We start from the raw sequence: 22209 nt of genomic DNA, 5'->3' as shown, positions 1-22209 counted from the left end.
CGCTTACGCGGCCGGCTGCGAGCGCCCGTGCAGCCACCGGTACAGCACCGGCAGCACCAGCAAGGTCAGCAGCGTCGAGGAGACGATGCCGCCGATCACCACGGTGGCCAGCGGCCTCTGCACCTCCGAGCCGGCACCGACGTTGAAGGCCATCGGCAGGAAGCCGAGCGAGGCCACCAGCGCGGTCATCAGTACCGGGCGCAGTCGGCCGAGCGCGCCGTCGTATACGGCCAGGTCGAGCGGATCGCCCTGCTCGCGCAGCTTGCGGATGAAGCTGATCATCACCAGGCCGTTGAGCACCGCAACGCCCGACAGGGCGATGAAGCCCACGCCGGCCGAGATCGACAGCGGGATGCCGCGCAGGGCGAGCGCCACCACGCCGCCGGTCAGCGCCAGCGGCACGCCGGTGAAGACGATGGCCGCGTCGCGGATCGAACCGAACGCCCAGTACAGCAGTGCCATGATGACCAGCAGGGTCACCGGCACGACCACTGCCAGGCGCTGGCTTGCGGAGATCAGCTGCTCGAACGTGCCGCCGTAGTCGATCCAGTAGCCGGCCGGCAGTTCGACCTGCGTGCCGACGCGCTCGCGCAGTTCGGCGACGAAACCACCGAGGTCGCGGCCGCGCACGTTGGCGGTCACCACCACGCGGCGCTTGGCGTTCTCGCGGTTGACCTGGTTGGGCCCGAGCACGGTCTCGATCTTCGCGACCTCGCGCAGCGGCACCGTGCGCGGTTCGCCCGAGGCCCATGCGGGCCGGCTGCGTGATTCGTCGTCGTTGCCGGCACTGCCCAGCGGGAGGGTCAGGTCGGCCAGGGCAGTGGGGTCCTGGCGCAGGTGCTCGGGCAGGCGGACCACGATGTCGAAGCGGCGGTCGCCTTCGAACAGCTGTCCGGCGACTTCGCCACCCACCGCCATCGCCACGGTGTCCTGCACGTCGCCGGGATTGAGCCCGTAGCGGATCAGCGCCGCGCGATCGGGCGTGACGGTGAGCATCGGCAAGCCCTCGGCCTGCTCCATGCGCACGTCGGCTGCGCCTTCGATTCCGCGTGCCAGCGCCTCGACCCGCTGGCCAACCTCGACCAGGGTGTCAAGGTCGTCGCCGTACACCTTCACCGCCACGTCCGCGCGCACGCCCGAGATCAGCTCGTTCATGCGCATCTGGATCGGCTGGGTGAACTCGTAGTTGTTGCCGGGCAGGCGCCGCGCGGCGGTTTCGAGCTCCTCCAGCAGTGCGGCCTTGGACTTGCGCGGATCCGGCCACTCCTCGCGCGGCCTGAGCATGATGAAGGTGTCGGTCACCGAGGGCGGCATCGGATCGCTGGCCACCTCGCCGGTGCCGATCTTGCTGAAGACCCTGCGCACTTCGGGAAAGGCGGCGAAGGTCTTTTCCAGTGACGCCTGCATGGTCACCGCCTGGCTGAGGCTGGTGCCGGGAATGCGCATCGCGTGCACGGTGATGTCGCCCTCGTCCAGGCTGGGCACGAACTCCGAGCCGAGCCGCGTGGCCAGCAGGCCGGCGCCCACCAGCACGACCACGGCGCCGCCGAGCACGGCCAGGCGATGGCCAAGCGCCCAGTCCAGCACCGGCCGGTAGGCGCGACGCGACCACTGCATCAGCCGGGTGTCCTTTTCCTGCACGTCGCCGCGCAGGAACATCGCGATCGCCGCGGGCACGAAGGTCAGCGAGAGCAGCATCGCGCCGGTCAGCGCGAGCACGACCGTGATCGCCATCGGGTGGAACATTTTTCCTTCCACGCCGGTGAGCGCGAAGATCGGCAGGTACACCGCGGCGATGATCCCCAGGCCGAACAGGCTCGGGCGGATCACTTCGGCGGTGGCCGAGGCTGTGGTCGCCAGCCGCTCCGATTCGTCGAGCACCCGGCCCAGGCGATGCTGCAGCTCGCCGAAGCGGCGCAGGCAGTTCTCGATGATGATCACCGCGCCGTCGACGATCAGGCCGAAGTCCAGCGCGCCCAGGCTCATCAGGTTGCCCGACACGCCGCCGCGGACCATGCCGGTGAGCGTGAACAGCATCGCCAGCGGGATCACCGCCGCGGTGATCAGCGCCGCGCGGAAATTGCCCAGCAACAGGAACAGCACCACGATCACCAGCAGGGCGCCTTCGACCAGGTTCGTGGCCACGGTGCGGATGGTGCGGTCCACCAGCGAGGTGCGGTCGTAGACCGGCACCGCCGACACACCCGCCGGCAGGCTGCGGTTCGCGTCCTCCAGTCGCGCGGCCGCGGCCTGCGAGACGTCGCGGCTGTTGGAACCGACCAGCATGAACACCGTGCCGAGGACCACCTCCTCGCCGTCCAGGGTCGCCGCGCCGGTGCGCAGCTCGCGACCCTCGCCGACCTGGGCCACGTCGCGCACGCGGATCGGCACGCCTTCGCGGCGGTCGAGCACGATGTCGCGGATGTCATCCAGGTCGGTGACCTGGCCCGGTGCGCGCACCAGCAGTTCCTGGCCGTTGCGTTCGATATAGCCGGCGCCGACATTGCGGTTGTTGGCCGCCACCGCGCGCACCACGTCGTCGAAGTTGAAGCCCAACGCGACCATGCGCGCCGGATCGGGGGTGATGTGGACCTGCCGGGCGAAGCCGCCCTGCGTGTTCACTTCGGTTACACCGGGCACGTTGCGCAGCTGCGGACGCACCACCCAGTCCTGCAGGGTGCGCAGGTCGGTGGCCGTCCAGGGCGTGCCGTCGGCCTTCCTAGCGTCCGGCGCGGCCTGCACGATGTACATGAAGATCTCGCCCATGCCCGTCGCAATGGGACCCATCTCCGGATCCAGCCCCGCAGGCAGCTGCGAGCGCGCCTGGGCGATGCGTTCGGCCACCTGCTGGCGGGCGAAGTACAGGTCGGTGCCGTCCTTGAACACCACCGTCACCTGCGACAGGCCGTAGCGCGACAGCGAGCGCGTGTAGTCCAGCCCGGGCAGGCCGGCCAGCGCGGTCTCCAGCGGGAAGGTCACCCTCTGCTCGGTTTCCAGCGGCGAGAAACCGGGCGCCGCGGTATTGACCTGCACCTGCACGTTGGTGATGTCGGGGGTGACGTCGATCGGCAGCTGGCGCGCGCTCCAGATGCCGACCGCGACCAGCGCCAGGGTCAGCGCAAGCATCAGCCAGCGATGCGCGATGGCGAAGCCGATGATGCGTTCAAGCGTTCCGCGCGGGGCCTCGCCCATGGGCTCAATGCTCATGCGAAGCCCCCGCCTTGCCGATGTCGGCCTTGACCAGGTAGCTCTGTTCGACCACGACTTCGTCGCCGGCATTCAGTCCCTCGAGGACCTCCACCCTCTGCCCATCGCGCTTGCCCAGCTTCACCGGATGCGCCTGGTAGCGGTCGCCTTCGCGTACGAACACCACGTCACGGCCTTCCAGCGATTGCAGCGCGGTCAGCGGCACGACGAGCGCGGCCGGCTGCTGTTCGACGGTGATGCGCGCCCTGACCGCCGAGCCGGGACGCCACAAACCGTCCTCGTTCTCCAGCACCGCGCGCGCGACCGTGCTCTGGCTGGCGGTGGCGGTGCCGGGCAGCACGCGCTCGAGCGTGGTCTGCGCGGTGACGCCATCGCTCAGGCGGGTCACCGTGACCGGCGCGCCGGGCACGATGTGGCCGGCATCGGAACCGAAGATGTGCAGGTCCACCCACAGCTGCGACAGGTCGGCGACCTCGAACAGCGCGCTGCCTTCGCTGGCGACGCTGCCCAGGCTGGCATGGCGCGCGAGGACGACGCCGGCCAGCGGCGAGGTGACGGTGTAGGTGGACAGGCTCAGGTTGCTTTCCACGGCCGCCAGCGCCTGCCCGGCGCGGACCCGGTCGCCGACGTTCACCGCCAGGCTGCGGATGGGACCGGGATAGCGCGCCGACACCTGCGCGGCGCGGCCTTCGACCGGGGTCAGCAGGCCTTGCACCTCGTGTTCGTCGGCGATGATTCCGGCGGCCACTGCGGCGACGCGGATACCCGAGGATTGGGCGATGTCGGCGGCGATGACCGTGCTGTCGGCGTGGGCTTCGCCTTCCTCGGCGCCGTCTGCATCGTGCGCGTGGTCGGCGTCTTCTTCATTTCTGGCGTTGCTGTTGGCGGCGCCCCGCTTTTCGCGACCTGCTTCATCAAGGCGTTCGCCTTCGTGGCCGCCGTCGGCATGGTCGTGTCCGGCTTCGCCATCGGCCGCACCGCGCCCGCAGGCGGCGAGCAGCAGGGCCAGGAAAATCGCGGTACCCAGTGAACGGATCATGGGGAGGTTCCTTGTCCGGAGGCGCCGGCGCCGGCCACGAAGGGCTGGCCGGTCAGGCGCTGGATTTCGATGAGGGCGCTTTGTGCTTCAAGCGCGGCGTCGAGCTGCTGCCGCTGCATGGCGGTGTGCTCGGACTGCAGTTGCGCCCATTCCAGGTAGCTGATCGCGCCGGCGCCGTACGCGCGCTGCGCGGCACGCTCGGCGCGTGCCAGGCGCGGAAGCACGTCCTGCGCGGTGCGCCGCACCTCCTGCTGGGCGACGCGGTAGCGACCGTGTGCCTGGACCAGCGTGCTGTAGAGCGACACGTCGCGGGATTCGCGTTCCAGCCCGAGCGACGCCAGCTCCGCTTCGGCGGCGCGGATTTCCGGCTGCGCCCGGCGCGTGCCCCCCAGTGGCATGGAGAGGCTGCCCACCAGCGCGGTGTCGTCGCTTTCCTGCAGGCGGCGGATGCCCAGTTGCCAGTCCAGGTCGGGCGTGGCGGCGCTGCGCGCGAGCTGCAGCCGCGCTTCGCGGATGCGCTGCTCGCCGACGAAACCGGCCAGCTCCGGCGTGCGCTCGAGCCAGGCGGCGAGCTCTTCGAGTTCGGGCACGGCGGGCGTCAGCAGCGGATCGGCCGCGGCGAGCAGGAAGGCCGGATCACGTTCGCCCCACAGTGCGGCCAGGTGCTGGCGCGCAGCGTGCTCCTGCTGGGTGGCGCGATCCACGCTCATTTCCGCACGCGCCAGCGCGGCTTCGGCGGTCAGCACGACGGACTCGGGCGATGCACCGGCCTGCAGGCGATGACGGGCCGCCGCGACCGTGCGCCGGCGCTGTTCCATGTCGAGGCGGCCGATGTCCGCCTGCGCCTGTGCCGCGGCCACGGCCAGGTAGCGTCGCGCGGTCTCGGCCAGCAGGTCCAGGCGCTGTGCCTCGCGCTGCACGGACAATGCATCGATGCGGCTCTGCGCCAGCGCGCGACGCGCGTCGAGCTTGCCGCCGCGTTCCAGCACGCCGGCCAGCGTCAGCGTCACTTCGGCCTGGTCGAAGCCGCGCGTCGCGCCGGTGCCGAGCACGTTCTCGATGTCCAGGCCGGCGCGCAGCGCGGGTTTCAGGCTGGCCTGGTCACGCTCGGCGAGTAGGAGGTCGGTCTGCGCACCGAACAGGCGCAGGTCCGGGTGGGCACGGGCGACGCGTACGAACGCGTCATCCAGGGTGAGGGCGGGTGGGGCGGGATCGGCGGCCACGGCCGGCCAGGCCATGGCACAGCCGACGATCCACGCGGCCAGGGCCGCGAGTCGCACAGGCATGGGGATACTCCGGAAAGGGTGCAGTGACGGAACGCTGGCTTATCGCCAGTCGAGCGTCAGGCCCGGATCGGAGGACGGAACGGACCGGAAAGGTGCGACGCAGGCGTCCGCACCGAGGCCAAGGTCCGCGGCTGCACGGATTGCGGTGCGACGGCGGCACAGGTGATGCCCGGATCGGCCAGGCCGGCCGCCTGGCCACAGCAGTGCGCGTAGTGGAGCGCCAAATGCAGCCCATCGTCGGCGGGATTCCCGTGCGCCGGGGCCTCGTGCGATTCGACGCCGGCCTCGTGGGTCGCTGCCGTACTCGCGTGCTCGACGGCTTCGTGGATCTCGCCGAGCGAACCCAGCATCGATTGCCAGAACAGCCCCAGCGCGAACGCCAGCATGACGCTGGTGCGCAGGAAGGAGAGCCGGCGGGGGCCGAAGACGCGGGACATGGCGGCAGGATAGGCCGCGCCGGTCGGGTTACACAATTTCGGGCAGGGCAGTGAGATCGGTCATCGGCCGCAGACGATCCAGGGTCGACGCGGCGGGCAGCGTGCTGGCGGGTGGACTGCCCGGCCCCCGGCGCGCAGTCCCGGCCGGAAAAACATCGGGGCCGCACGAAGGCGGCCCCGATGGATGCAGCGATGCAGCGAGGATCAGTGCTTGGGCGTGATCGCCGCAGCGGCCACCGCGGTAGCCGACGGCACCGGCGATTCACGCTTGGGTGCCACCCAGAGCCGGAACACGAACCATGCCAGGGCTGCGGCGCCGACGCTGAACAGCGTGTCCGACGGCACCCGCATCCACACCAGCAGGTCCACGATCGGCTGCTGCATGAAGTCGGCCGAGCGCGCGTACCAGTAGCCCTTGTCGATCGCCGCGTTGAGCTGGAGGATGCCCAGCGGCAGCAGGGTGAACAGCGACATGCCAGCCAGGCCGATGTTGAGCGACCAGAACGAGGTGGCCAGCAGCTTTTCGTTCCACTTCACGTCCGGCTTGAGGCCGCGCAGGCAGAACAGCATCAGGCCGATGCCGAGCATGCCGTACACGCCGAACATCGCGGTGTGGCCGTGGTTGGCGGTCAGGTTCAGGCCCTGCATGTAGTACAGCGGCAGCGGCGGGTTGATCAGGAAGCCGAACAGGCCCGCGCCCACCAGGTTCCAGAACGACACGGCCAGGAAGAACATGATCGGCCACTTGTACTTGGCCATCCACGGCGTGGCCTTGCCCAGCTTGTAGTTGTGGTAGGCCTCGAAGCCGACGTAGGCCAGCGGCACCACTTCCAGCGCCGAGAAGCTCGCGCCCAGGGCGATCACCGCCGTCGGCGTGCCGGTGAAGTACAGGTGGTGCAGGGTGCCGAGCACGCCGCCGGCCATGAACACGATCGTGGCGAACAGCACCGCGATCGTGGCCGACTTCACCTGCAGCAGGCCCAGGCGGGTGAACAGGAAGGCGATCACCGCCACCGCGAACACCTCGAAGAAGCCCTCGACCCACAGGTGCACGACCCACCAGCGCCAGTATTCGACCATCGACAGGTGGGTGTGTTCGCCCCACATCAGGCCGGCCGAGTAGAAGATGCCGATCGCCACCACCGACAGGAACAGCAGGCTGACGATGGAGCGCGACTCGGTGCCCTTGCGCATGGCCGGCCACAGCGCGCGACCGACCAGGGTCAGCCACAGCAGCAGGCCGATGAACAGGAACCACTGCCAGAAGCGGCCCAGGTCCACGTATTCCCAGCCCTGGTGGCCGAACCAGAAGTTGTGGGCCAGGCCCAGCTTCTGCATCACCGCGAACCACTGGCCTGCGAACGAGCCAACGACAATGACCAGGAGGCAGGTCCAGAGCACGTTCACGCCCAGGCGCTGGAACTTCGGCTCATGCCCGGAGATGGCCGGGCCGATGTACAGGCCCATGCCCAGCCATGCGGTGGCGATCCACAGCACCGCCAGCTGCGTGTGCCAGGTGCGGGTGAGTGAGTACGGCAGCACGTCGGCCAGGGCGAAGCCGTAGGCCTCCTGGCCTTCGACCTGGTAGTGCGCGGTGATCGCGCCGAGCAGGATCTGCACCAGGAACAGCGCGATCACCACCCAGAAGTACTTGGCGGTGGCGCGCATCGATGGGGTGACCTTGATCGCGGCCAGTGGATCGGACTTCGGCAGTACCGGCACCATCTCCTCGCCGTGGCTGACCGCGTAGTGCCAGCCGAGCAGGCCGATGCCGGCGATCAGGAACAGCACGCTGAACACGGTCCACATGAACAGGTTCGACGGCGGCGTGTTGCCGACCAGCTCGTCATGCGGCCAGTTGGCGGTGTAGGTGATGTCCGCGCCGGGACGCTCGGTCACCGACGACCATGCCGCCCACCAGTAGAACGCCGTCAGCTGGCGGCGGTGCTCGGCATCGGGCACGGTGCCGTTGCGCATGGCATAGGCCTCGCGCAGTCCTGTCATCGACGGGTCGTTGCCGAACAGGGTCTGGTAGTGCGTGGCGACCGTGGCCATGGCGGCGGCGCGATCGGCATCGATGTGGATCGTGCCGGTGGCCGCCTCGTACGTGTTCGGCCGCAGCAGGGCCTGCACGCGCTGGGCGTAGGCGGCCTGGGTGGCGGCATCGAGCTTCTTGTAGCTGTCCAGGCCATGCTCGCGCGCGGCCCACAGGTCCAGGACCGCTTCGGCCTCGCGATGCAGCCAGTCAGCGCCCCAGTCCGGGGCGACATAGCCGCCGTGGCCCCAGATCGAGCCCAGCTGCTGGCCACCGATCGACTGCCATACCTGGCGTCCGGTCTCGATGTCCTTGCGGGTGTAGACCACTTGGCCGTCGGTGCTGACCACCTGTTCGGGCAATGGGGGGGCTTGGCGGTGGATCTCGCTGCCGACCCAGAGCAGGACGGCAAACGAGGCGATGAGCAGGACCACCAGGCCTGTCCAAAGCTTGCGGGTGGAATTCATGACGCGGCTCTCTCCTGCGGGGAATGGCCGCATGTTCGGCGCCGGGGGCCGCGGCCTCCATGACGCAGGTCAAGCCGTGCCGATTCGGCCGTCTGGCTGGCCGCGGAATGCCCTCGGCGCCGATCTTCGCCGTGCACGGCGGGCCGACGACGGCGACCGGCGTTAGGGGTGTGGAGGGCTTCCCGACCGCGGCAAAGGGCGTGGCATGGGCCCGGTGCGGCCGAACCGGGCGGGCCCACGCCTTCGAGCGACGTGCGCACGCGGCCCTGGTGACGGGCTTTTCCCGCAGCGTCTTCCCGGCCCGACAGGCCGCACGCGTCGACGCGTGCGGCCGGCCGCCGTTACTGGCGCAGCACCGTCATCGCCAGCGCTTCCAGGCGCGGCAGGTCCACGATCTCGACGTCGCGCTGCTTGATATGCAGCAGGCCTTCGACCTCGAACCGGCGCAGCACCCGGCTGACAGTCTCCGGCGCCTGGCGCAGGTAGTTGGCGATGTCGGTGCGCGACATGGTCAGCTGGAAGCGGCGCGGCGAGAAGCCGCGCGCGGCCAGGCGCCGCGACAGGCCGATCAGGAACGCGGCCATGCGCTCGTCGGCGGTGTTGTCGCGCGCGAACAGCGAGGCCACGCCGATGTCGCGGCTCATCAGCCGGAACAGGTGCTGCTGCAGGTTGGGCAGGCGCTGCGCCAGCAGGGCGATCTTCGGAAACGAGAACCGGCACAGCATCACCGTGTCCAGCGCGATGGCATTGCACGGGTAACGGTCGCCGTGGATCGCGTTGAGGCCGATCACCTCACCCGGCAGGTGGAAGCCCAGGACCTGCTCGTGCCCGTTGCGGTCGATCTGGTAGGTCTTGACCGTACCGGCGCGTACCGCCGCGATCGCGCCGAAGGCATCGCCTTCGCGGAACACGTGTTCGCCCGGGTGCAGCGGGCCGACGTGCTCGACCAGCACGTGCAGGTCCATCAGTGCGCGCTTGTCCATGCCTTCGGACAGGCAGGCCTGGGAGAAGGCACACGTCGAGCAGAAGGAGAGGGCATCGCCGTCGTCGGCCAGCACGGTCGGGCTGGTCCGCGGGAAGACGGTCGGTGAGGTCATGCAATGACTCCCGTCACACTCAGACGGTGCGCGAGTACCGGGGTGTGGCCGTCGCATCCGCGGCCGGGGGTAGATATCGATCGAAGCACATCGCGATGATACGCAGCAGGAGCCTTCCGCGCGAGGTCGCGTGCAGGCCGCGGCCGTCCACTTCGACCAGCCCATCATCCTGGAGTGGCGTCAACCGCTCGATGGCATCGCGGAAATAGTCGTGGAAATCGATCACATGGCGCCTGCCCAGCGCCTCGAAATCGAGCTCGCCGTGGCACATCAGCGACTGGATCACGTCGGCGCGGATCACGTCGTCCTCGTCCAGGCGCATGCCGCGCCACACCGGCAGGCGGCCGTCGTCGATGGCCTGCTCCCAGCTGGTGATGTCGCGCGGGTTCTGGCTGAAGCTCGCGCCGATGTGACTGATCGCGCTCACCCCCAGGCCGACCAGGTCGCTTTCGGCGTGCGTGGTGTAGCCCATGAAGTTGCGGTGCAGCCCGCCCTCGCGCTGGGCGCGCGCCAGTTCGTCGTCGGGCAGGGCGAAGTGGTCCATGCCGATGTATTCGTAGCCGGCCTGGCCGAGCTTGTCGATCGCCAGGCGCAGCAGGTCCAGCTTGGTCTCCGCGCTGGGCAGTTCCTCGGCATTGATCCGCTGCTGCGGGCGGAACAGCTGCGGCATGTGTGCGTAGCCGTAGATCGCCAGCCGGTCCGGGCGCGCCTGCAGGGTGATGTCCAGGGTGCGCGAGAAACCTTCCAGGGTCTGCTTGGGCAGGCCGTAGATCAGGTCGACGTTGACCGAGCGGAAGCCGTGCTGCCGGCAGGCATCGATGATGCCCAGGGTCTGCTCGACGCCTTGCACGCGGTTGACCGCCTGCTGCACGACCGGGTCGAAGTCCTGCACGCCCAGGCTGGCGCGGTTGAAGCCGGCCGATGCCAGCTGGCCGATCTCGCCGGGCGTGATGAAGCGCGGGTCCAGCTCGATCGAGCAGTCCAGCTTGGCGTCCGCGGCGAAATGGAATTGCCGCCGCAGCACGTCCACCACTTCGGTGATCTGGTCCGGGGTCAGGAAATTGGGCGTGCCACCACCGAAATGCACCTGTTCGACGTCGCGGTCGCGATCGAACATGGACGAGGCCATCGCGATCTCGCGATACAGGCGGGTCAGGTAGGCCGCGCCGCGGCTCGCATCGCGGGTGATGATCCGGTTGCAGCCGCAGTAGAAGCACGGGCTGGTGCAGAACGGGATGTGCAGGTACAGGGAAATCGGGCGCGGGATCGGATCGCCGTTGCTGGCCGCGGCGACCTGGCGCAGCTCCGATTCGCCGAAGCCGGGGGTGAACTGCGGCGCGGTCGGATACGAGGTATAGCGCGGCCCCGGCACGTCGTAGCGCTGGAGCAGCTGCGGGTCGAAGAGGGCGGACAGGGTAGCCATGGCGACAGGCTAGAACCATACGCCGAACCTGTCCTTGATGCAGGTCAATCCGCGACGCGTGATTGCGACCGCTTCAGGCTGGTAACGGTCGGGCCTGGCCGATGCGGGGTGGCGCGCGCCTGATCGTGGTCAAGGCGTCCGGCCGTGGCGGGCGCCACGCTGTCGGCATGTCGACGTATCTGCAGTTCCTGCTGCTGCACCTGCTGGCCGCGATCGTGTTCATCGGCACGGTCGTGGTCGAGGTGCTGTTCCTGCCTGGGGTGCGCCGGCGGCTGCCGGCGGCGACCGCGCGCCGGCTGGAAGCGGCGTTCGCCGCGCAGGCCCGCGTGGTGATGCCCTGGGTCCTGGCCGTGCTCTACCTGGCGGGGCTGGGGCTGGCGTGGCACCACAGGGGAGCGCTGGCGCAGCCGCTGGGCAGTCATTTCGCCCTGCTGCTGTGGGCCAAGATGGTCCTGGCGGCCAGCGTCTTCGGCCACTTCCTGCGGGCGATGGCCTGGCAGCGGCAGGGCCGCCTCGACGGCCCCCGCTCGCAGCGCCTGCACCGCAGCGTGCTGGTCCACGTGCTGGCGATCGCCGTCCTGGCCAAGCTGATGTTCCACCTCTGAGCCGCGCGAGGCAGGGCTCGCCGGCGCCTCATGTTGCATGGCAACATCGAGGCGACCCCACGTCCCCCGCCCTGTGCCCGATGCTGCGCGTCCTGCTGGTCAACGACACGGAAAAGCCCATCGCCGACCTGCAGGATGCCCTGCGCGATGCCGGCTACGAGGTGCTGCCGCATGTGTCCGGCAGCGGCCTGCTGCGCGCGGTGGAGGCCGCCGCGCCGGACGTGGTCATCCTCGACGTGGATTCGCCCTCGCGCGATACGCTCGAGCAGCTGGCCATGCTCGACCGGCACGCGCCGCGGCCAGTGGTGATGTTCTCGGCCGATGGCGACGAAGGGCTGATCCGCGATGTCCTGGGCGCCGGTGTGGCCGCCTACGTGGTCGACGGCCTGGCCCCCGGCCGGCTGGCGCCGATCCTGCGCGTGGCGATGGCGCGTTTCGAGCAGCAGGCGAACGTGCGCCTGCGCCTGGACGAACTCGAGCACAAGCTGGGCGACCGCAAGGACATCGATCGGGCCAAGGGGCTGCTCATGGAGCGGCGTGGCATGAGCGAGGCGCAGGCCTACGCGGCGCTGCGCCAGCAGGCGATGAAGCACGGCCTGAAGCTGGCCGAGGTGGCGCGCCGGATCCTCTCGATGTCCGACCTGCTCGGATGAAACGAAGCGAAGACATGCAACAGGGCAAGCCGCAATGACGCACGGGATGGGCAAGCGATGACGAATGCCGGACGCAACGATCCGCACGCGCTGGACGTGGGCTTCATGCCTTTGCTGGACGCCGCCCCGTTGCTGGTGGCCGCGCGGCTGGGCCTGGACCGGCAGCATGGCGTGGCGCTGCGCCTGCACCGGCAGGCGTCCTGGGCCGCGCTGCGCGGCCGCCTGCTGTCGGGCGAGCTGGATGCGGCGCACGCGATGGAGGCGATGGTGCTGGGCGTGCAGACCGGCATCGGTGGCCCGCGCGCGGACCTGGCGATCCTGCTTGGCCTGAACCGCAACGGGCAGGCGATCACCGTCTCGCCCGCGCTGGCTGCTGCACTGGACCAGGGGCGGACGGTGCGCGATGCGCTGCGCGCGTTGCCGCGCCGCGCCGTGTTCGCGCAGACCTTTCCCACCGGCACGCATGCGTTGTGGCTGTACGACTGGCTGGCACGCCAGGGCGTGGATCCCACCTGCGACATCGAGGTGCTGACCCTGCCCCCGCCGCAGATGCCGCAGGCGCTGGCCGAGGGCGAACTGGACGGCTTCTGCGCGGGCGAGCCCTGGGGCGAGCAGGCCGAAGCGACTGGTGCCGGTCGCCGGGTGGTGCGCAGCGGCCAGGCCTGGCCGGGTCATCCGGAGAAGGTGCTCGCGTGCCGGCGCGACTTCGCCGCGCTGCAGCCCGAGCTTGCGCTCGCGCTCACCACGGTGGCGCTGGAAGCCTGCCGCTGGCTGGATGCCGATCCACGCAACCGCATGCAGGCCGCGCAATGGCTGTCGGCACCCGAGGCCATCGGCCTGCCGGTCGCGCGGCTGGCGGAAGGCCTGCTCCCACGCGATGGCGACGTTCCCGGAGAAGCGCTGCAGTTCCACGCGCAGGGCGAGGCGAACGTGCCGCGCGCCGGCAACGGGCGCTGGTTCCTGCAGCAGTTCCGCCGCTGGCGCTGGCTGCCGCCGGCCACCGAAGACGACGCGCGCGATGCCTGGCTGGCCGATGTGTACCGGATCGACACCTACCGGCAAGCCGCCGGGCAACTGGGTGTCGCCGTACCTGCGGGGGACACGGCCCCCGGCCTGCGGACGGACGCGACGGACTGAACCTCGCGGCCGCTCCGCGTGCGCACTCGTGGTGCATGGCGCACGTACGCAGTGCAAAGCGCACCAGCCCGGTGCAAGTGGGTTCGTGAGCCTGCGCGCGCGGATCGCGCCATGGCGTCCATCGCGCACCCAACTCCATGTTTTTCCTCGCGTGCGCTGGTGATGCTGCGCTGCGACACGACTTGGCATGGCCATTGCGTAGCCATGGGTGCGGACACAACGGCGTGGCCGTCCACAACCTGATCAGGTAGCCCGGCCAACGGCGGTCCGGCCACCCAGACAACGGCGTCTTCCCGGTGCGAACCGGGGACGCCTTTTTTTTTGCGATCCAGCCGCCCCCACGGCGCGCCCAAACCCGGAGATGGCGACGCATGAACCGATCCTTCTGGAACGCCGGACACGCCCCCACGCTGCTGTCGGCCTTCCTCTACTTCGATGTCAGCTTCATGGTCTGGTACCTGCTCGGTCCCTTGCAGGTGCAGATCGCGCAGACACTGGCACTGGACACGCAGCAGCGTGCATTGATGGTCGCCGTGCCGATCCTGTGCGGGGCGGTGCTGCGCCTGTTCCTGGGCCTGCTCGCCGACCGCATCGGCGCCAAGCGCACCGGCGTGCTGGCGCAGGTGGTGGTGATCGCTTCGCTGCTGGTGGCATGGCGGCTGGGCGTGCACAGCTTCGGCCAGGTACTGCTGCTGGGCGCGATGCTCGGCGTGGCCGGGGCCTCGTTCGCGGTGGCGCTGCCGCTGGCTTCGCGCTGGTATCCGGCCGAGCACCAGGGCACGGCGATGGGCATTGCCGGCGCCGGCAATTCCGGCACGGTGTTCGCCGCGCTGTTCGCGCCGGTGCTGGCCACCGCGTTCGGCTTCCAGAACGTGTTCGGCCTGGCCGTGATCCCGCTGCTGGTGGTGCTGGCGATCTTCGCCGCCTGCGCGAAGGACGCGCCGGTGCCGGTGGCGCGCAAGAGCCTGGGCGATTACGGACGCGTGCTGGTCGGCAACCGCGACTCGTGGTGGTTCATGTTCTTCTACGCCATCACCTTCGGTGGCTTCGCCGGTTTCGCCAGCGCGCTGCCGGGCTACTTCCACGACCAGTTCGGCTTCGAGCCGAAAATCGCCGGCTGGGCGACCGCGGCCTGCGTGCTGGCCGGCTCGGTGATGCGTCCGCTTGGCGGCGTGATCGCCGATCGCATCGGCGGCACCCGCTCGCTGCAGATGGTCTACCTCGCCGTGACTGTGCTGGTCGCGACCGCGGCGCTGGGCATCGGCGGCGCCGGCGCAACGGTGGCCCTGTTCGTGCTCACCCTGCTGTGCCTGGGTGCCGGCAATGGCGCGGTATTCCAGCTGGTGCCGCAGCGTTTCGGCGCCGAGATCGGGCTGATGACCGGACTGATCGGCATGGCCGGTGGCGTCGGTGGTTTCCTGCTCGCCGCCGGACTGGGCGTGGTCAAGCAGCAGCTGGGCAGCTATGCGGTCGGCCTGTGGCTGTTCGCGGCGGTGACCCTGGCCGCTTCGCTGTGTCTGGTCGGGGTCAAGCAGCGCTGGCGCCTGCACTGGGCCCCGCTGGGCGCGGCGCGGGTCTGAGGCATGCCCATGCAGATCGCCATCGATCCTCTCGACGGCACGGAGATCGTCGCCCTGCTGCGCGAGCACCTGGAGGAGATGCGCCGCATCTCGCCGCCGGAAAGCGTGCATGCGCTGGACCTGGCCCGGCTGCGCGCTTCGGACATCACCTTCTGGAGTGCGCGCGAGGACGGTGCGCTGGTCGGTTGCGCGGCGCTGCGCGAAATCGATGGCTGGCATGGCGAGATCAAGTCGATGCGCACCGCCGCCGCGCACCGCCGCCGCGGCGTGGCCGAGGCGCTGCTGCGGCAGGTCATCGACGAAGCCGTGCAGCGCGGCTACCGCCGGCTGAGCCTGGAGACCGGCACCCAGCCGGAGTTCGCGCCGGCGCGCGCACTGTACGCGCGCTTCGGCTTCCAGTACTGCGCCCCGTTCGGAAGTTACAGAGAAGACCCCTGCAGCGCGTTCATGACCCGCGCCCTGCCTCCCGTGTCCAACGAGAACCTGCAATGAAGAAGCCAAGGCTGGTGGTGGTGGGCAACGGGATGGCCGGCATCCGCACGCTGGAAGAGCTGCTGAAGCTGGTGCCGGACATGTACGACATCACCGTGTTCGGTGCCGAGCCGCATCCGAACTACAACCGCATCCTGCTCTCGCCGGTGCTGGCCGGCGAGCAGGCCTTCGACGAGATCGTGCTCAACCCGTTGTCCTGGTATGCCGACCACGGCATCACCCTGCACCTGGGCAAGGAGGTCACCACGATCGACCGCGTGCGCCGCAAGGTAGTCGCCAGCGACGGCACCGAGGCCGAGTACGACCGCCTGCTGCTGGCCACCGGCTCGGTGCCGTTCATCCTGCCGGTGCCGGGCAAGGACCTGAAAGGCGTCATCGGCTACCGCGACATCCACGACACGCAGACGATGATCGACACCGCGAAGGTCAAGAAGCACGCGGTGGTCATCGGTGGCGGACTGCTCGGCCTGGAAGCGGCGAACGGCCTGAAACTGCGCGGCATGCAGGTGACCGTGGTCCACCTGGCCGGCTGGTTGCTGGAGCGCCAGCTCGATCCGGTCGCCGGGGCGTTGCTTGAGAAGTCCCTGGCCGGGCGTGGCCTGGATTTCCGCCTCAACACCTCCACCACCGAGATCGTCGGCAATGCTGCTGGCGAAGTGGCCGCGGTGCGCTTCTCCGATGGCGAGGAAGTGCAGGCCGACCTGGTGGTGATGGCGGCCGGTATCCGCCCCAACACTACGCTGGCGCAGGCCGCCGGGATCCACTGCAACCGCGGCATCGTGGTCAACGACACGCTGCAGACCTACGACCCGCGCGTCTATGCCGTCGGCGAATGCGCCAGCCATCGCGGCATCGCCTACGGCCTGGTCGCGCCGCTGTTCGAACAGGCCAAGATCTGCGCCAACCACCTGGCCACCTACGGCATCGGCATCTACAAGGGTTCGGTGGCCTCGACCAAGCTCAAGGTCACCGGCATCGACCTGTTCTCGGCCGGCGACTTCATGGGCGGGGAGGGCACCGAGGAGATCGTGCTCTCCGATCCGGCCGGCGGCCTGTACAAGAAGCTGGTGATCCGCGACGACAGGCTGGTGGGTGCGTGCCTGTACGGGGATACCGGCGACGGCGCCTGGTACTTCAGGCAGATCAGGGATGGCGCATCGATCGATGAGCGCCGCGACACCCTGGTGTTCGGCGAGACCGCACTGGGCGATGCCGGCACCGGTGGCCAGGATCGCGCCGCCGCCATGGCCGACAGCGATGAGGTCTGCGGCTGCAATGGCGTGTGCAAGGGCACGATCGTCAAGGCGGTTCGCGAGCAGGGCCTGTTCACCGTCGACGAGGTCAAGAAGAACACCAAGGCGGCGAGTTCGTGCGGCTCCTGCACCGGCCTGGTCGAGCAGATCCTGATGAACTGCCTGGGCTCCAACTTCCAGGAGACGCCCAAGACCAAGGCGGTCTGCGCGTGCACGTCGCTGACCCATGGCGAGGTGCGCCAGGCGATTCGCGAGCACCACCTGGTCAGCCACGCGCAGGCCTACGCGCTCATGGAGTGGCGCACGCCCAACGGCTGCGCGACCTGCCGGCCGGCGGTCAACTACTACATGCTTTCGACCTGGCCGCGCGAGGCGGTGGACGATCCGCAGAGCCGCTTCATCAATGAGCGCGCGCACGCCAACATCCAGAAGGACGGCACCTTCTCGGTGATCCCGCAGATGAAGGGCGGGGTGACCAACGCGAGCGAACTGCGCCGCATTGCCGACGTGGCCGACAAGTACGCCGTACCGATGGTCAAGGTGACCGGAGGCCAGCGCATCGACCTGCTCGGGATCAGGAAGGAGGACCTGGTCGGGGTGTGGAAGGACCTGGGCATGAACTCCGGCCACGCCTACGGCAAGTCGATCCGCACGGTGAAGACCTGCGTGGGCAGCGAGTTCTGCCGCTTCGGCACCCAGAACAGCACGCAGATGGGCATCGATCTGGAAACGATGCTGGCCAACATGTGGAGCCCGCACAAGGTCAAGCTGGCCGTGTCCGGCTGTCCGCGCAACTGCGCCGAATCGGGGATCAAGGACGTGGGCATCATCGCGGTGGACTCGGGCTGGGAGATCCACGTCGGCGGCAACGGCGGGATCAAGACCGAGGTCGCCCGCTTCCTGTGCAAGGTCAGGACCGCCGACGAGGTGAAGGAGTACACCGGTGCGTTCCTGCAGCTGTATCGCGAGGAGGCGTACTACCTCGACCGCACCGTGCACTACATCGAGCGGGTCGGCCTGGAGTACGTGAAGCAGAAGGTGGTCGATGACGCTTCGAGCCGGCGCGCGCTGTTCGAGCGGCTGCTGTTCGCGCTCGAAGGCCTGCCCGATCCGTGGGCGGCGCGCATCGCCGGCACGCAGGCCCGCGAATTCGTTCCGCTGAAGCTGGAGCCACCCAAGCCGCAACGGCAGATCGCCGTGACCCTGGAGGATTGAGCATGGCCACGGCAACCGAAGCCTGGGTGCGCATCTGCGCGCTCGAAGACATCCCGCTGCTGGGCGCGCGGGTGCTCGAATGCGGGGAGGGCGACAACATCGCCCTGTTCCGACCGGGGCCAGAACGGGTATTCGCGCTGGCCGACCGTTGCCCGCACAAGGGCGGGCCGCTGTCGCAGGGCATTGTGTCCGGCGACACGGTGACCTGCCCGCTCCACGGCTGGAACATCCAGCTCGATAGCGGCCAGGCCTGCGCGCCGGACGTGGGCTGCGCGCGCCGTTACCCCGCGCAGGTGCGCGATGGCGAAGTGTGGCTGTCGCTTTCGCAGCATGCGGACGGCATTGCGGCGAATGCGGGCGTGGCCGCGGTGGCCGCCGCCTGATGGACGGCACCGGCCCGCTGCTGCCGGGTGAGCGCCGCACCACGCGCTCAACCTGCTGCTATTGCGGCGTCGGTTGTGGCGTGCTGATCCACAGCGAGCGCACGGCCGCGGGCGAGCGCATCACCGGCGTGGAGGGCGACCCGGACCATCCGGCCAACTTCGGCCGCCTGTGCAGCAAGGGCCTCGCGCTGGCCGAGAGCGCGCGCAGCCTGGAAGGACGCGTGCTCGCGCCGCAGCTGCGTGGTCGCCGCCAGGAGGCCCGTCGCGCGGTGGACTGGGGCTTGGCGCTGGATACCGTGGCCGAACGCCTGGCCGGGATCGTCGAGCGGCATGGCCCGGACGCCGTCGCGTTCTACATCTCCGGGCAGCTGCTGACCGAGGACTACTACGTCTTCAACAAGCTGGCCAAAGGCCTGCTGGGCACCAACAACATCGACACCAATTCGCGCCTATGCATGTCCAGCGCGGTGACCGGCTACAAGCTGGCGTTCGGTGCCGACGGTCCGCCGACCTGCTATGACGACCTGGAGCACGCGAAGACCGTGTTGTTCGCCGGCAGCAACGCGGCCTACGCGCATCCGGTGCTGTTCCGCCGGCTGGAGGACGCGAAGGAGCGCGATCGGGACATCCGCTGGATTGTGGTCGATCCACGCCGCACCGATACCGCGGCGATGGCCGACCTGCACCTGCAGATCCAGCCGGGCACCGACGTGGCGCTGTTCAACGGCATGCTCCACCACCTGGTATGGGAGGGATTGCTCGACCAGGCATTCATCGACGCGCACACGACCGGCTTCGGCGAACTCAAGCAGCTGCTGCGCGAGTACACGCCGAGGATGTCCGCCGAAATCTGCGGCATCCAGGCGGAGGATCTGGTCACCGCCGCCGAGTGGTTCGGCCGCAGCCCGGCGGCGCTGTCGCTGTACTGCATGGGCCTGAACCAGTCCGCGCACGGCACCGACAAGAACCTGGCCCTGATCCAGCTGCACCTGGCCACGCGCCAGCTGGGCCGGCCTGGCGCCGGACCGTTCTCGCTGACCGGCCAGCCCAATGCGATGGGCGGCCGCGAGGTCGGTGGCATGGCGACCATGCTCGCCGCGCACCGCGAGATCACGGACGACACGCATCGCGCCGAAGTCGAGGCGCTGTGGAGGCTGGCACCAGGCAGCCTGTCGCCGCGCCCGGGCCTGGCCGCGGTCGAGCTGTTCGAAGCCCTGCACAGTGGCAAGGTCAAGGCGGTCTGGATCGCATGCACCAACCCGGCCCATTCGATGCCCGACATCGGCCGCGTGCGAGAGGCCTTGCAGCGCGCCGAGTACGTGGTCGTGCAGGAGGCGTTCGCCGATACCGATACCGTCCCCTACGCCGATGCGTTGCTGCCGGCCACGACCTGGGGTGAGAAGGACGGCACGGTCACCAACTCCGAGCGGCGCATCTCGCGGGTGCGTGCCGCGATCGCAGCCCCGGGGCAGGCGAAGCCGGACTGGTGGATCGTGCGCGAGGTGGCCCGGCGGATCGAGGCGCGGCTGGCCGCGCCCGGCGCCGCGCCGCTGTTCCAGGCCGATGCGCCGGCGGCGATCTTCGACGAGCATCGGGCGATGACGGTCGGCCGCGACCTGGACATCGGCGGGCTGGATCATGCGCGCCTCGACGCGCACGGTCCGCAGCAGTGGCCGTTTCCCGAAGGCCAGGCGCAGGGCCAGCCGCGCCGCTACGGGGATGGCGTGTTTCCCACCGCCGACGGTCGCGCGCGCTTCCATGCGACGGCCTATCGGCCGGTGGCCGAACAGACCTCCGCGCGCTATCCGCTGCGCCTGGTCACCGGTCGCCTGCGCGACCAGTGGCATGGCATGTCGCGTACGGGCCGGGTCGCGAGGTTGTTCGCGCACAACCCGGAGCCGGGCCTGCGCATGCATCCGGACGATGCGGCGCGTCGCGGCCTCCGTTCGGGCGACCTGGTGCGTGTGTCGAGCAAGCGCGGGGAGCTGGTGTTGCCGCTGGAACCCTCCGACGAAGTCGCGTCGGGCACGGTGTTCGCGGCGATGCACTGGAGCGGCCAGCACCTGTCCAGCGGCGGCATCAACGAGGTGAGCCAGCCGGCGACGGACGCACGTTCGCGCCAGCCCGAACTCAAGCACGCCGCGGTGCGGGTGGAGAAGGCGGAATTCGGCTGGCACCTGCTGGCCGCCCGCCGAGGCAACGCACTGTTGCTGCATGCGGCGGTGCAGCCGCTGCTGAAGGACTGCGGGTACGCCGCCCTCTCGTTGCAGGCCGAGGCGGGCGCGGCGATCGACGTCGCCTGGCTGGTGCTGCGCGCCGCTTCGGTGGAGGCGATGCCGGCGGACTGGCTGGCGGCGCTCGACCACGCCCTCGGACTGGCTGCCGGCGCCGATACGCTTGAGTACCGCGATGCGCGGCGCGGCCTGCTCAAGCGCGTGGCCTGGCGCGAGGCCGATGGCGAAAACTTCATCGACGGCGTGCTCTGGACCGATGTCCATCCGGCCGGCGAATCGCTTCTGCGCAACGCGATCGCCGGCGATGCGTGGCGCAGGCCACGCCTGGCCGCATTCTCGGCGCTGGCCGAGGTCGAGCGCGACCCGCTGGTCTGCGTGTGCCGCCAGGTCACCGAATCGGCGATCCGCGCCGAGGTGCGCAATGGCGCCGACGTACCCGCACTCAAGCAGCGACTGGGATGCGGCACGGTCTGCGGCTCGTGCGTCCCGCAGCTGAACCGCCTGGCCCGCGAGACCGCCAGCGCATGAATCGCCAGGAGCCCCGATGACCAAGTCCCTGCACGATGCAAATTCCGGCCGACGCATCCCGGCCGAGGTCGTCCTGCTCTCCGCGGGGCCTGGCGACCTGGAGCTGCTGACCCTGAAGGCTGTGCGCGCGCTGGAGGTGGCTGAAGTATTGCTGCTCGACGACCTGGTCAATCCGGGGATCGTCGACCTTGCACCGCATGCCCGGGTGGTGCGTGTCGGCAAGCGCGGCGGATGCCGTTCCACGCCGCAGGCCTTCATCTGCCGGCTGATGCGCCGCTACGCCCTGCAGGGTTTGCGCGTGGTCCGGGTCAAGGGCGGCGATGCGCTGATGTTCGGCCGTGCCGGCGAGGAGATCGCGTTCCTGCGCCAGGCCGGAGTTCCGGTGCGGATCGTCAACGGGATCAGCGCGGCCTTCGCCGCGGCCGCTTCGCTGGGCGTGTCGCTCACCCATCGCGAACATTGCCACGGGATCACCTTCGTCACCGCGCACACCGCCGACCATGGCGAGCCGGACTGGGAAGCGCTGGCGCGCAGCGGCACCACGCTGGCGATCTACATGGGCATGGGCCGGCTTGCTTCGATTATCGGCGCACTGCGCCGGCACCTGCCGGCCGACACGCCCGCGGCGATCGTGCAGGCGGCCAGCCAGTCCTGCGAACGCTACGTGGTCGCCACGCTGCAGGACCTGGCCACGTCGGCCATGTCGCTGGAAGCCGGGCAGCCCGGGGTGATCCTGGTCGGCCGGGCGTTGGCGGAAGCCTTGCCGCAATGCGCGGCGACGATCGATTCCGCCGTTCCGGAGCAGGTCCCCGCCATCGCCTGAATCGACGCGCTGCGACTTGCGAGGAGCGACGCATGCCGCTTGCGCATTGCCGTTCCATGACGTCCCGCGTTTGCCGCTCCCGGGCCGTGGTGATAGCCTCATGCCTGAAGTCTCGCTGCGTCCCCATCCTGCGAAGGTAGGCCCATGGAGCGGAATCACGACCCGGATGTCCCGGCCACGCGGAACCAGGAGCGCCTCGCGTTCCTGCTGGTGACGGCGGTGATCTTTCCGTTGATGGCGGTCCTGATCGTGGCCGGTTACGGCTTCCTGGTGTGGGGTTGGCAGATGTTCTTCGCCGGGCCGCCGACGGGTTGA

17 protein-coding genes are annotated in these 22209 nt (G+C 69.6%); 10 read left to right on the top strand and 7 right to left on the bottom strand.

From position 1 onward, the window contains the following. Positions 1-3 precede the first annotated feature (3 nt). The 7 genes from MNQ95_RS04335 to hemN all read right to left on the bottom strand — a co-directional run bounded on the left by MNQ95_RS04335 (position 4) and on the right by hemN (position 10991). Positions 4-3207, bottom strand: coding sequence for an efflux RND transporter permease subunit (locus MNQ95_RS04335; RefSeq protein WP_277884375.1), 3204 nt, complete (start codon positions 3205-3207; stop codon positions 4-6). After that, positions 3197-4246: an efflux RND transporter periplasmic adaptor subunit gene (locus MNQ95_RS04330; RefSeq protein ID WP_338423332.1), complete on the bottom strand. Its 1050-nt coding sequence runs from the start codon at positions 4244-4246 to the stop codon at positions 3197-3199. Before MNQ95_RS04330 ends, MNQ95_RS04335 begins: the two co-directional genes overlap by 11 nt. Further along, positions 4243-5532: a TolC family protein gene (locus MNQ95_RS04325; RefSeq protein WP_241953924.1), complete on the bottom strand. Its 1290-nt coding sequence runs from the start codon at positions 5530-5532 to the stop codon at positions 4243-4245. The genes MNQ95_RS04330 and MNQ95_RS04325 overlap by 4 nt, the downstream gene beginning before the upstream one ends. A gap of 56 nt (positions 5533-5588) precedes the next feature. After that, positions 5589-5969, bottom strand: a complete 381-nt coding sequence (locus tag MNQ95_RS04320; protein WP_162411441.1) for a hypothetical protein — start codon at positions 5967-5969, stop codon at positions 5589-5591. Positions 5970-6173: 204 nt separating this feature from the next. Continuing rightward, positions 6174-8471 (bottom strand): nitric-oxide reductase large subunit, encoded by a 2298-nt coding sequence (locus MNQ95_RS04315; protein ID WP_241953923.1) that lies wholly within the window; start codon positions 8469-8471, stop codon positions 6174-6176. 341 nt (positions 8472-8812) lie between these two features. Further along, positions 8813-9568, bottom strand: coding sequence for a helix-turn-helix domain-containing protein (locus MNQ95_RS04310; protein WP_241953922.1), 756 nt, complete (start codon positions 9566-9568; stop codon positions 8813-8815). A 19-nt stretch (positions 9569-9587) separates the two neighbouring features. Further along, entirely contained in the window at positions 9588-10991 is a 1404-nt protein-coding gene (gene hemN / locus MNQ95_RS04305; protein ID WP_241953921.1) for an oxygen-independent coproporphyrinogen III oxidase, read from the bottom strand. Between the two features lie 167 nt (positions 10992-11158). On the opposite strand from hemN, the gene MNQ95_RS04300 reads away from it, so the two are divergent. From MNQ95_RS04300 to MNQ95_RS04255, 10 genes are all read left to right on the top strand, one after another. After that, positions 11159-11596, top strand: coding sequence for a CopD family copper resistance protein (locus MNQ95_RS04300; protein ID WP_241953920.1), 438 nt, complete (start codon positions 11159-11161; stop codon positions 11594-11596). 83 nt (positions 11597-11679) lie between these two features. Beyond that, complete coding sequence (locus tag MNQ95_RS04295) at positions 11680-12249, top strand: ANTAR domain-containing response regulator (RefSeq protein WP_241954354.1); 570 nt, start codon at positions 11680-11682, stop codon at positions 12247-12249. 57 nt (positions 12250-12306) lie between these two features. Beyond that, the gene (locus MNQ95_RS04290) at positions 12307-13386 is read left to right on the top strand and encodes a CmpA/NrtA family ABC transporter substrate-binding protein (RefSeq protein WP_241953919.1); all 1080 of its coding nucleotides are present in this window, start codon (positions 12307-12309) and stop codon (positions 13384-13386) included. A 410-nt stretch (positions 13387-13796) separates the two neighbouring features. Then, positions 13797-14966: a nitrate/nitrite transporter gene (locus MNQ95_RS04285; protein WP_241954353.1), complete on the top strand. Its 1170-nt coding sequence runs from the start codon at positions 13797-13799 to the stop codon at positions 14964-14966. Positions 14967-14975: 9 nt separating this feature from the next. Next, positions 14976-15458 carry a GNAT family N-acetyltransferase gene (locus MNQ95_RS04280; RefSeq protein WP_241953918.1) on the top strand — a complete coding sequence of 161 codons (483 nt, stop codon included), beginning with the start codon at positions 14976-14978 and terminating at the stop codon, positions 15456-15458. A gap of 32 nt (positions 15459-15490) precedes the next feature. Continuing rightward, positions 15491-17926 carry a nitrite reductase large subunit NirB gene (nirB, locus tag MNQ95_RS04275; protein WP_241954352.1) on the top strand — a complete coding sequence of 812 codons (2436 nt, stop codon included), beginning with the start codon at positions 15491-15493 and terminating at the stop codon, positions 17924-17926. 2 nt (positions 17927-17928) lie between these two features. Next, on the top strand, positions 17929-18309 hold the full coding sequence (nirD, locus tag MNQ95_RS04270; RefSeq protein ID WP_241953917.1) for a nitrite reductase small subunit NirD: 381 nt from the start codon (positions 17929-17931) through the stop codon (positions 18307-18309). Then, positions 18309-21071 (top strand): nitrate reductase, encoded by a 2763-nt coding sequence (locus MNQ95_RS04265; protein WP_241953916.1) that lies wholly within the window; start codon positions 18309-18311, stop codon positions 21069-21071. The genes nirD and MNQ95_RS04265 overlap by 1 nt, the downstream gene beginning before the upstream one ends. A 16-nt stretch (positions 21072-21087) precedes the next feature. Beyond that, the gene (cobA, locus tag MNQ95_RS04260) at positions 21088-21894 is read left to right on the top strand and encodes a uroporphyrinogen-III C-methyltransferase (RefSeq protein ID WP_241953915.1); all 807 of its coding nucleotides are present in this window, start codon (positions 21088-21090) and stop codon (positions 21892-21894) included. 144 nt (positions 21895-22038) lie between these two features. Next, positions 22039-22209 (top strand): periplasmic nitrate reductase, NapE protein, encoded by a 171-nt coding sequence (locus MNQ95_RS04255; RefSeq protein WP_162411428.1) that lies wholly within the window; start codon positions 22039-22041, stop codon positions 22207-22209.

Source organism: Pseudoxanthomonas daejeonensis (assembly GCF_022637495.1).
GTDB lineage: Bacteria > Pseudomonadota > Gammaproteobacteria > Xanthomonadales > Xanthomonadaceae > Pseudoxanthomonas > Pseudoxanthomonas daejeonensis.
Note: the sequence above shows the minus strand (reverse complement) of the source record. Positions and strands in the feature narration are given on the sequence as shown.